The sequence below is a fragment of the Bacillus cereus group sp. BfR-BA-01441 genome (assembly GCF_022663075.1).
Classification (GTDB): Bacteria; Bacillota; Bacilli; order Bacillales; family Bacillaceae_G; genus Bacillus_A; species Bacillus_A cereus.
The window spans coordinates 1-10,105 of record NZ_JAKUEU010000125.1; the positions used below are offsets into that span (position 1 = coordinate 1).

Below are 10,105 nucleotides of genomic sequence, written 5' to 3' on the forward strand. Positions count from 1 at the left end.
GTAGTCGTGATGGACGCGGCGGTGGCGATGGACGTAATCGTGACCGTAACCGTGATGGACGTAATCGTGACGGAAACCGTGATCGCAATCGTGATGGTAACCGCGATCGTAATCGTGATGGTGGTAGTCGTGGTCGTAGAGGTGAAGGTCAAGGTCGCCCTGGTTCTTCAAATGGACGCGGCGAAAGAAAACATCATAGCCGTCCACAAGCTTAATAAAAAAAAGAGAATGCCCTTTGCGGGCATTCTCTTTTTTTATTTCTATAATTGTGCATACTACATAATAGTTATGATAGAAAAGGGGCTGTTATATGCTTGTAAGGCTTGGTTACGTTGCGATGAGTGTGCATTTGAAGAATGCATCTCCATCTCAAACGATGACGTATGCACAGTTTCAGAAATTAGATGATCGTGATGCTGCAATTCGTAAGCTTGAAAGAATTGCTAATTCCAATTTAGAAAATTGTTTACGTTTATTAAAGCATAATAAAGGGCATGACATATCTTTCTTTCGGCTCAGTTCAAAGCTCATTCCTTTAGCGAATCATGAGGAATTGCTAGAGTGGAACTATATTCGTCCGTTAAAAGAAAATTTAAAAAAACTAGGTGAATATGCAGTTCATATGAATATGAGAATTGATTTCCATCCAGATCATTTTGTTGTACTAAATTCACCTGAAGAGAGTGTTTTTAAACAATCTGTAAAAACATTGCAGATGCACAAAAAATTATTAAAAGGCATGGGGATTGAACATAAGCAACGATGTGTACTGCATGTTGGAGGAGGATATAAAGATAAAGAACTTGCATTAGAGCGCTTTATAGAGAATTGGTCGAATGTCCCAAGGGGTATTCAAGAAATGATTATATTAGAAAATGATGATACAACCTTTACGTTAGAGGAAACATTATATTTAGGAGAAAAATTAGATATTCCCGTCGTATTTGACTTGCATCACCATATGATGAATAATGAGCAAGAAGATTGGTATGAAGATTGGGCACGTGTTGTTCATACGTGGGAAACGTCTTTGTTGCCGATTAAAATGCATATCTCTAGCCCTAGAGAGGGAAAAGATCCAAGGGCTCATGCAGATTATATTAATGTAGACGCATTTTTATCTTTTTTAAGAAGGATAAAGGGAAGTGTTCCGCAAATTGATTGTATGATTGAGGCGAAGATGAAGGATGAGTCTTTATTTCAATTAATGAGAGATTTAAGTGAACAAGTAGATGTAGAAATTATCGATGGTGCAAGCTTTTATATTAAATAAGCTTTGCACCATCGTTTTTTTTTGTTAAAAAAGGGGTTAAAATGCCACCGGTTATTAAACCTGTTAAATGACTGATCGGATTGGCAGAAGGGTTAAAGAAAGTAAATAGCAGTAATAGAAGTATCATAATTGAGAAAATGGCAATTTCTTTTGGTTTTGAAGAGCGGTATCGATTGTACAATAAAAATAACTGTGCACCTAATAGTCCGAAAATACCACCTGATGCACCTGCGTGAATATATTCAAGTGGCATAATAATATAAGAAGAAATATTTCCAGAAATTCCAGAGAGAAAAAATAGAATAAAAAAAGAAAAGTGTCCGAGTTGCTTTTCGATAGAAGAACCAAGAGCAAACAAAAAAATACTATTAGAAAGAAAATGTTGTAAGTCTACGTGTACGAGAAGAGAAGTTATGACACGCCACCATTCTCCTTTCGCGATATATTCATTAGAGGCTGCCAGTGGTAAGAGAAAAAAGTCGCCTAATATCATCATGACTAAATGAATAAGCAGTAAGGTAAGAATAGTCGGTTGTAAAGAAATATGAGTGGATCTTATTAGCATACGGTTACTATCACCCCTTTTGCATCAGAAAGATTCTCTGTTATTCTTATCAATATGAAAGAAGAAAGTTAAATAGAAGAAGGGGATTTTGAAATGATTATAGGGATTGGTATCGATATTATTGAATTAAATCGTATTGAAAAAATGCTAGATGGAAAGCTTAAATTTATGGAACGTATTTTAACGGAAAATGAACGTAATGTTGCTATGGAGCTGAAAGGAAGTCGCCTTACAGAGTTTGTAGCTGGAAGGTTTGCAGCGAAAGAGGCGTATTCAAAAGCTGTAGGTACTGGTATCGGAAAAGAAGTGAGTTTTTTAGATATTGAAGTGAAAAATGATGAAAGAGGTAAGCCAATTCTGATTACAAGTACAGAGTATATTGTTCATTTATCAATTAGTCATAGTAAGGAATTTGCTGTTGCTCAAGTTGTTTTAGAAAGCTTGTCACGCTAGTCTGCATATTTTATATCTTTGTCTCATATATTTGAGGTAGCGATAAGGAAGGTACATCTTCCATTCATTTATAGGGGCAAAGGGGCTGAATTGATGAAAAGGCGTCTGTTTTTAGTTCTTGTCGGTTTGTTGACCGTTTTTGTGTTGGCGGGTTGTATGGAAAAGAAGCAAGATGATGTCGTGAGAGATTTAGAATCAAAAGTAAAAGGGATGAAAAGTTATCAAGCTGAGGCAAAATTATCTATTAAAACAGGCAATGAGCCTCAAGAGTATAACGTAGAGATTTGGCATAAGGAACCGTCTTTTTATCGTGTGAATTTAAAAAATGCAAAAAAAGATCAGAGCCAAATTATTTTGAGAAATGAAGAAGGTGTATTTGTATTAACGCCAGCACTTAATAAGAGCTTCCGTTTTCAAAGTGATTGGCCGCAAAATAGTAGCCAGGCTTATTTATATGAATCACTTGTAAGAGATATTTTGCAGGACAAGAAAAACCTTACTTTTGAGAAAACAGATAAGTATTATATTTTTAAAACAAAAACAAACTATCAACATCAAAATATGTTGCCGAGACAAGAGATTACATTGAATAAGAGCGACTTGACTCCAGTTTCAGTGAAGTTAATGGATAATGATCAAAATGTTCTTGTGAAAGTAGATTTCTCTAAAGTGAAATTCGATGCGAAATTTGATAAAGGTGCATTTGATACGAAACAAAATATGTCTAGAGCGCAGGTAGATGTTCAAACAACAGCGAAAGAAGACAAACCGTTTGCTATTTTGTATCCACTTGATACACCACAAGGTATGACTCTGCAAGATGAAAAAGAGTTGAAGACAGACAGTGGCAAGCGTGCGATACTCACATACACTGGAAATAAGAAATCCTTTACTTTAATACAAGAAAAGGCAAAAGTTGCAGAGGCATCATCAGCGGTAAGTGTAAGTGGAGAACCAGTTGATCTTGGGTTTACGATTGGTGCATTAACGAAAGACTCTGTAACGTGGTCGCATAACGGAGTAGAATATATGCTCGTGTCTAAAGGTTTAGAGCCGAAGGAGCTGTTAATGGTTGCTCGTTCAGTTACAGCGAAGCAGGTGAAGTAAACTTCTTAGACGTGGTGATATATGTGCACCACGTCTTTTCTTAGTTTGAAGGTGGATTTCATAAAAAAAGCATATAAAAGAATAAGCTTCGCATATCGTGTATAAGGAAGTGTATTTATGGAAGAAGCACCATTTTACCGTGACACTTGGGTGGAAGTGGATTTAGATGCCATTTATAACAACGTTACACATATTAAAGAGTTCATCCCAAGTAATGTAGAGATTTTTGCTGTAGTTAAAGCAAACGCATATGGGCACGATTATGTACCGGTGGCTAAAACGGCATTAGAAGCAGGTGCAACAAGGTTAGCTGTTGCTTTTTTAGATGAAGCTTTAGTGCTTCGGAGGGCTGGTATTACTGAGCCGATTTTAGTGTTAGGTCCCTCGCCGCCGCGTGATGTAAATGTAGCTGCTGAAAATGATGTAGCGCTAACTGTTTTTCAAAAAGAATGGGTGGACGAAGCAATTAAACTTTGGGATGGTTCATCTGTAATGAAATTCCATATTAACTTTGATAGTGGTATGGGGAGAATTGGAATACGTGAAAGAAAAGAGCTAAAAGAATTTTTAAAGAGTTTAGAGGGTGCACCGTTTTTAGAGTTAGAAGGAGTATACACGCATTTTGCAACGGCAGATGAGGTTGAGACTTCGTATTTTGATAAGCAATATAACACGTTCTTAGAGCAGTTAAGTTGGTTGAAAGAATTCGGAGTGGATCCTAAGTTTGTTCATACAGCTAATAGTGCTGCGACGTTACGTTTTCAAGGGATTACATTTAATGCAGTGCGAATTGGGATTGCAATGTATGGATTATCTCCTTCTGTAGAAATACGTCCTTTTTTACCATTTGAATTAGAACCGGCGCTATCACTTCATACGAAAGTCGCTCATATTAAACAGGTAATTAAAGGGGATGGAATTAGTTATAACGTCACCTACCGAACGAAAACTGAAGAATGGATTGCGACTGTAGCGATTGGCTATGCAGATGGGTGGCTTAGGAGGTTACAAGGATTTGAAGTGCTTATAAATGGTAAAAGGGTACCGATTGTAGGGCGAGTAACAATGGATCAGTTCATGATTCATCTTCCTTGTGAAGTGCCACTTGGTACGAAAGTTACGCTTATTGGAAGGCAAGGAGATGAGTATATTAGCGCTACAGAGGTTGCGGAATACTCAGGGACTATTAATTATGAAATTATTGCAACGATCAGTTTCCGTGTGCCAAGAATATTTATACGGAATGGTAAGGTTGTAGAGATAATTAATTACTTGAACAATATATAGAAGGTAGTATGATTGCTTCTTGTCATTGGAGTGACTGTTCATTGCTGGATAATAAGCTCTTTTTGATGAGAAGCTTTTTACTTATAATCATTTTTTATATAAGTTGCACGTAAGTTTTGAAGAGGAGTTCTATTGTTTTTAGTTAGTTATGAGATAAAAAATTTAAGAAGATGAATGTTTTGTTTGTGAATTGGAAAACATAAGCAAGGAATAAGGAAGTCTTTGCAACAGGCTCCATACAATGGTATTATTACAATAGGTGTCATATATATATTTGGGTGTGTAGTTGACGGTGGAGGTGTATTTTTGTGTCCGAATCAAGTGTAACTACTGAAATCGTGGTTCGGTTGCCAAAGCAAATGGTAACGGAATTGGACGGAATTGGAAAACAAGAGAATAAGAATCGCCATGAACTAATTTGCCAGGCAACACAATTGTTATTGCGTCAACATAAGACGAAGAAACGCTACCAACATGAATCAATGCGACGTGGGTACATTGAAATGGGAAAAATTAATCTTGGTATTGCATCTGAAGCTTTCTTAGCAGAGTATGAAGCAGCTCATACAGTAGAACGCTTAGTTAGCGGGGGGTAATATTTTGATTGTAAAACGCGGCGACGTGTATTTTGCAGACCTTTCCCCAGTTGTTGGTTCTGAGCAAGGAGGCGTTCGTCCGGTTCTTGTCATTCAAAATGACATCGGAAATCGTTTTAGTCCAACGGTGATTGTAGCGGCTATTACTGCACAGATTCAAAAAGCGAAATTACCCACTCATGTGGAAATTGATGCGAAAAAGTACGGTTTTGAGAGAGATTCTGTTATTTTACTTGAGCAGATTCGAACAATCGATAAGCAGCGCTTAACGGACAAAATCACTCACTTAGATGAAGTGATGATGATTCGTGTAGATGAAGCGCTACAAATTAGTTTAGGACTAATAGATTTTTAAATCGGCAGTTTAAGTTGCTCTCTTTGAAGGGCAACTTTTTTTATTATAGAGGAGGTTACGGTTGTATATGGAAATGGTAGATAATCGACAAGCGTTAATGAAAATGTTAGTGAAAGAATTAGGCTTTACCGAAAAGCAAGTTCGTCATGTTATTCAATTAACAGAAGAAGGTAACACAGTTCCATTTATTGCTCGTTACCGAAAAGAATGGACAGGCTCTTTAGATGAGGTGCAAATTCGTACGATTTTAGAGAGATGGCAATATATGATGCAACTTGAAGATAGGAAGGAAGAAGTTCTTCGTCTTATTGATGAGAAGGGGAAACTGACAGAAGAGCTACGACAGCAAATTGTTAAAGCTACAAAGTTGCAAGAAGTAGAAGATCTATATCGTCCATATAAAGAGAAAAGAAGAACGAAAGCGACAGTTGCTAAAGAAAAAGGATTAGAACCATTAGCTGAATGGTTATTGTTATATAAGAAAGAAGATCCGGCTAAAAAGGCAGTGGAATTTATTAATGTAGAGAAAGAAGTGCAATCTGCAGAAGAAGCTTTACAAGGTGCACAAGACATTATTGCAGAAATGGTTTCAGATGAAGCTGCGTATCGTAGTTGGATTCGAAATGTTACTTTTAGAAAAGGTGTTATGTCTTCTTCCGTGAAAGATGAAGAAAAAGATGAAAAGAATATATATGAAATGTATTACAGTTATGAAGAACCATTGCAAAAAGTAGTACCACATCGTGTATTAGCAATGAATCGTGGCGAGAAAGAAGATATATTGAGAGTTGCTGTTGTTCCGCCAGTAGATGAGATAGTAACCTTCTTAAATAAGAAGGTAATTCGTGATAACGATTCGAAAAGTGCACATTATGTACAATTAGCGATTGAAGATGGTTATAAACGATTAATTCAATCTTCAATCGAAAGAGAGATTCGTAAAGAATTAACAGAAACAGCTGAAGAACAAGCAATACATATTTTCTCTGAGAACTTACGTAACTTATTATTACAACCTCCGATGAAAGGGAAAGTCGTGCTAGCGGTAGATCCGGCATATAGAACTGGTTGTAAATTGTCTGTAGTAGATGATACGGGGAAAGTACTACATATCGATGTTATTTATCCGCATCCACCTGTTCGTAAATATGATGATGCAAAAACGAAAGTTCTTTCTATTATAGATAAATATCAAGTTGAAATGATTGCAATTGGTAATGGGACAGCATCTAGAGAAACAGAAGAGTTTATAGTAGATGTATTACAAAGTGTGAACCGAGATGTCTTTTATATTATTGTAAATGAAGCGGGTGCTAGTGTATATTCAGCTTCTGATTTAGCCCGTGAGGAATTCCCAAATTTACAAGTTGAAGAGAGAAGTGCCGTTTCTATTGGGAGACGTCTGCAAGATCCACTTGCTGAACTTGTGAAAATTGATCCTAAATCAGTTGGGGTTGGACAATACCAACATGATGTATCTCAAAAGAGACTGAATGAGTCATTAACATTTGTAGTAGAAACAGCTGTTAACCAAGTTGGGGTTAATGTAAATACGGCTTCGGTTGCATTGTTACAATATGTTTCAGGTTTATCGAAAACTGTTGCGAAAAATATTGTAGCAAAGAGAGAAGAAGATGGGAAATTCACGAAGCGCACGGAATTAAAGAAAATCCCACGTTTAGGTGCAAAGACTTATGAACAATGTATAGGTTTCTTACGTATACTAGAAGGAGCGAATCCATTAGATCGAACAGGTATTCATCCAGAGCAATATAAAAATGTTGAATTGTTATTGAAGAGTCTAGGGTTATCGATAGATGACGTAGGACAACCGCAATTACAAAAGAGATTGGAAGAAGTAGAGATTTCTAAGTTATCTCAAGAAACAGGAGTTGGGGAGCCGACGTTAGTTGATATTATAGATGCGCTTATTAGTCCTGAACGAGATATGAGGGATGAGTTGCCTAAACCACTTTTGAAAAAAGGGATTTTGAAATTAGAAGATTTAAAACGTGGTATGGAACTAGAAGGAACAGTTCGTAACGTTGTTGATTTTGGTGCTTTTGTTGATGTTGGTGTAAAGCAAGATGGTTTAGTACATATTTCTAAACTTAGCAAACAGTTTGTAAAGCATCCGTTAGATGTTGTATCAGTAGGGCAAATTGTAAAAGTATGGGTAGATGATATTGATACAAAAAAAGGACGCGTTGCACTATCTATGTTGCCGATTGAATAGTAAGAGAAGAGAGCAGATGAAACTGCTCTTTTTTTATGAAATAAAAAGTGTAATGGATTATGAGCTTTGATGTATTTTGCTATAATAAAACCAGCATTCATTTAATAACTTAATTTGATACCGGTTTTTTTCGAAATATGCACGTTGCATTTGTTTTTTTAGCCACGTAGGCATAGGAATCCCTCCTTGTTTAATCCTGCTCTCAAAAATCTAAAATGCTATTGATGAGAGGTTGGTGAGTGGATTTCTATTCATGTTTTGTTTTTAGAAACCACGCTTCTTACATGAGGATGGGTATATGTACTATTTAATATATGTATAAGAAGGGAGAAAAGTGTAAAAATATTTTTTTGTTTAGGAGGAATGAGAGTGGATGAGCAAGAAATTCAGCGACTAGTGGAAGAAGTGTCACTACAATACTTTGAGATACCGTTCTTACATAAAGCGGTGTTTAATAATAGATTACGTACAACTGGTGGGCGTTATTTATTGAAGAGTCATAATATCGAACTGAATTATCGATATTACGAATTGTATGGTGAAGAAGAGTTAGTCGGGATTATTAAACATGAGCTTTGTCATTATCACTTACATATTGCAGGAAGAGGGTATAAGCACAGGGACAGGGATTTTCGTGAGTTGTTAAAGAAAGTTGATGCACCACGTTTTTGTAAACGAATGATTAATGAAGAGAAGGAAAAAAAGATTTATAAGTATGAATGTATGGAGTGTTCACTTCAATATGTAAGAAGGCGTCAAATAAATATAAAAAGATATGTCTGTGGAAAGTGTAAAGGGAAACTCAAACCGATATCGAAAACATCTTGACAGTAAAAACGCAATCCAGTATATTATAAACATGTCACGTTTGAACAAGATGTTGTTAAAAACTTCTTGACTTACAGAGAGAATTTTTATAAGATACAAATTGTCTTCATTATTCCGCAGTAGCTCAGTGGTAGAGCTATCGGCTGTTAACCGATCGGTCGTAGGTTCGAGTCCTACCTGCGGAGCCATACAGAGAAGTACCCAAGTGGCTCAAGGGGCTCCCCTGCTAAGGGAGTAGATCGCTAACGCGGTGCGAGGGTTCGAATCCCTTCTTCTCTGCCATACATATTGGCCCGTTGGTCAAGTGGTTAAGACACCGCCCTTTCACGGCGGTAACACGGGTTCGAATCCCGTACGGGTCACCACTTCGGAGGATTAGCTCAGCTGGGAGAGCACCTGCCTTACAAGCAGGGGGTCGGCGGTTCGATCCCGTCATCCTCCACCATATAATTTTATATGAATAGTATTGTCGCGGGGTGGAGCAGCACGGTAGCTCGTCGGGCTCATAACCCGAAGGTCGCAGGTTCAAATCCTGTCCCCGCAACCAAATGGTCCCGTGGTGTAGTGGTTAACATGCCTGCCTGTCACGCAGGAGATCGCCGGTTCGACCCCGGTCGGGACCGCCATTTTAACTTCTGCTATACAGCAGTTGTTTTTTATTGGACATTATGTTACAATAACATTTGTCTTTGGAAAGAAGATAATTATTTCGATGGGCTATAGCCAAGCGGTAAGGCAACGGACTTTGACTCCGTCATGCGCTGGTTCGAATCCAGCTAGCCCAGCCATTTACGAGCCATTAGCTCAGTTGGTAGAGCATCTGACTTTTAATCAGAGGGTCGAAGGTTCGAGTCCTTCATGGCTCACTTTTGTTTTTTTTCGCGCGGTCGTGGCGGAACGGCAGACGCGCTAGGTTGAGGGCCTAGTGGGGGAAACCCCGTGGAGGTTCAAGTCCTCTCGGCCGCATCAAAAAAATCTTAAAAAAGTGCTTGCATTTGAAAATGTAGTATGATAAGATAATTGAGTCGCCAAATTACAACGACGAAAAAACATCATGAATAAGCGCCCGTAGCTCAATTGGATAGAGCGTTTGACTACGGATCAAGAGGTTAGGGGTTCGACTCCTCTCGGGCGCGCCAATTACGGGAAGTGGCTCAGCTTGGTAGAGCACCTGGTTTGGGACCAGGGGGTCGCAGGTTCAAATCCTGTCTTCCCGACCACGCGGGTGTAGTTTAGTGGTAAAACAAGAGCCTTCCAAGCTCTGGTCGAGAGTTCGATTCTCTTCACCCGCTTTTAGTTCTTTGAAAACTGAACGAAACAAACAACGTGAAACGTCAATTTTTATTTTAGATGCTAGACAAACTAACTTTATTGGAGAGTTTGATCCTGGCTCAGGATGAACGCT

Annotated in this window: 10 protein-coding genes, 12 tRNA genes and 1 pseudogene; 21 read left to right on the plus strand and 2 right to left on the minus strand. The window is 38.0% G+C overall.

All coding sequences use genetic code 11. The features are described from left to right. A pseudogene (locus MR107_RS27805) lies at nucleotides 1–215 on the plus strand (DEAD/DEAH box helicase); the annotation flags it as partial. A gap of 95 nt (nucleotides 216–310) precedes the next feature. After that, the gene (uvsE, locus tag MR107_RS27810; RefSeq protein ID WP_000961166.1) at nucleotides 311–1,273 is read left to right on the plus strand and encodes a UV DNA damage repair endonuclease UvsE; all 963 of its coding nucleotides are present in this window, start codon (nucleotides 311–313) and stop codon (nucleotides 1,271–1,273) included. On the opposite strand, the gene MR107_RS27815 is transcribed toward uvsE, so the two are convergent. Then, entirely contained in the window at nucleotides 1,266–1,838 is a 573-nt protein-coding gene (locus MR107_RS27815; RefSeq protein ID WP_000908523.1) for a rhomboid family intramembrane serine protease, read from the minus strand. The two genes, uvsE and MR107_RS27815, sit on opposite strands and share 8 nt — an antisense overlap. Nucleotides 1,839–1,931: 93 nt before the next feature. On the opposite strand from MR107_RS27815, the gene acpS reads away from it, so the two are divergent. The 6 genes from acpS (at nucleotide 1,932) to MR107_RS27845 (ending at nucleotide 7,872) form a co-directional block, all read left to right on the plus strand. Then, nucleotides 1,932–2,291: a holo-ACP synthase gene (gene acpS / locus MR107_RS27820; protein WP_000583416.1), complete on the plus strand. Its 360-nt coding sequence runs from the start codon at nucleotides 1,932–1,934 to the stop codon at nucleotides 2,289–2,291. Between the two features lie 156 nt (nucleotides 2,292–2,447). Then, on the plus strand, nucleotides 2,448–3,398 hold the full coding sequence (locus MR107_RS27825) for a LolA family protein (RefSeq protein WP_002004297.1): 951 nt from the start codon (nucleotides 2,448–2,450) through the stop codon (nucleotides 3,396–3,398). 117 nt (nucleotides 3,399–3,515) lie between these two features. Then, nucleotides 3,516–4,685: an alanine racemase gene (gene alr / locus MR107_RS27830; protein ID WP_000390615.1), complete on the plus strand. Its 1,170-nt coding sequence runs from the start codon at nucleotides 3,516–3,518 to the stop codon at nucleotides 4,683–4,685. A gap of 308 nt (nucleotides 4,686–4,993) precedes the next feature. Further along, nucleotides 4,994–5,281 (plus strand): antitoxin EndoAI, encoded by a 288-nt coding sequence (locus MR107_RS27835; protein ID WP_000004570.1) that lies wholly within the window; start codon nucleotides 4,994–4,996, stop codon nucleotides 5,279–5,281. A 4-nt stretch (nucleotides 5,282–5,285) separates the two neighbouring features. After that, on the plus strand, nucleotides 5,286–5,636 hold the full coding sequence (gene ndoA / locus MR107_RS27840; protein ID WP_000635963.1) for a type II toxin-antitoxin system endoribonuclease NdoA: 351 nt from the start codon (nucleotides 5,286–5,288) through the stop codon (nucleotides 5,634–5,636). A gap of 67 nt (nucleotides 5,637–5,703) precedes the next feature. Further along, nucleotides 5,704–7,872, plus strand: a complete 2,169-nt coding sequence (locus MR107_RS27845) for a Tex family protein (RefSeq protein WP_000426242.1) — start codon at nucleotides 5,704–5,706, stop codon at nucleotides 7,870–7,872. A 57-nt stretch (nucleotides 7,873–7,929) separates the two neighbouring features. On the opposite strand, the gene cmpA is transcribed toward MR107_RS27845, so the two are convergent. Next, complete coding sequence (gene cmpA / locus MR107_RS27850) at nucleotides 7,930–8,046, minus strand: cortex morphogenetic protein CmpA (RefSeq protein ID WP_001143642.1); 117 nt, start codon at nucleotides 8,044–8,046, stop codon at nucleotides 7,930–7,932. A 195-nt stretch (nucleotides 8,047–8,241) separates the two neighbouring features. Here cmpA and MR107_RS27855 point away from each other — a divergent pair, with 195 nt between their 5' ends. From MR107_RS27855 to MR107_RS27915, 13 genes are all read left to right on the plus strand, one after another. Further along, nucleotides 8,242–8,700: a SprT family protein gene (locus MR107_RS27855; protein WP_071740807.1), complete on the plus strand. Its 459-nt coding sequence runs from the start codon at nucleotides 8,242–8,244 to the stop codon at nucleotides 8,698–8,700. A 113-nt stretch (nucleotides 8,701–8,813) separates the two neighbouring features. After that, nucleotides 8,814–8,888: transfer RNA gene (locus MR107_RS27860), tRNA-Asn, on the plus strand. Between the two features lie 3 nt (nucleotides 8,889–8,891). Further along, nucleotides 8,892–8,982 (plus strand) — tRNA-Ser (locus tag MR107_RS27865). Nucleotides 8,983–8,990: 8 nt separating this feature from the next. Next, nucleotides 8,991–9,065, plus strand: a tRNA-Glu gene (locus tag MR107_RS27870). 4 nt (nucleotides 9,066–9,069) lie between these two features. Continuing rightward, nucleotides 9,070–9,145: transfer RNA gene (locus MR107_RS27875), tRNA-Val, on the plus strand. Nucleotides 9,146–9,170: 25 nt separating this feature from the next. Then, nucleotides 9,171–9,247 (plus strand) — tRNA-Met (locus tag MR107_RS27880). 3 nt (nucleotides 9,248–9,250) lie between these two features. Continuing rightward, nucleotides 9,251–9,326 (plus strand) — tRNA-Asp (locus tag MR107_RS27885). A gap of 87 nt (nucleotides 9,327–9,413) precedes the next feature. Continuing rightward, nucleotides 9,414–9,488: transfer RNA gene (locus tag MR107_RS27890), tRNA-Gln, on the plus strand. Nucleotides 9,489–9,493: 5 nt separating this feature from the next. Continuing rightward, nucleotides 9,494–9,566, plus strand: a tRNA-Lys gene (locus MR107_RS27895). A gap of 17 nt (nucleotides 9,567–9,583) precedes the next feature. Next, nucleotides 9,584–9,666 (plus strand) — tRNA-Leu (locus MR107_RS27900). A gap of 96 nt (nucleotides 9,667–9,762) precedes the next feature. After that, a tRNA-Arg gene (locus MR107_RS27905) sits at nucleotides 9,763–9,839 on the plus strand. A gap of 4 nt (nucleotides 9,840–9,843) precedes the next feature. Beyond that, nucleotides 9,844–9,920 (plus strand) — tRNA-Pro (locus MR107_RS27910). A gap of 1 nt (nucleotide 9,921) precedes the next feature. Continuing rightward, nucleotides 9,922–9,992: transfer RNA gene (locus MR107_RS27915), tRNA-Gly, on the plus strand. The last annotated feature ends 113 nt before the right edge of the window (nucleotides 9,993–10,105 follow it).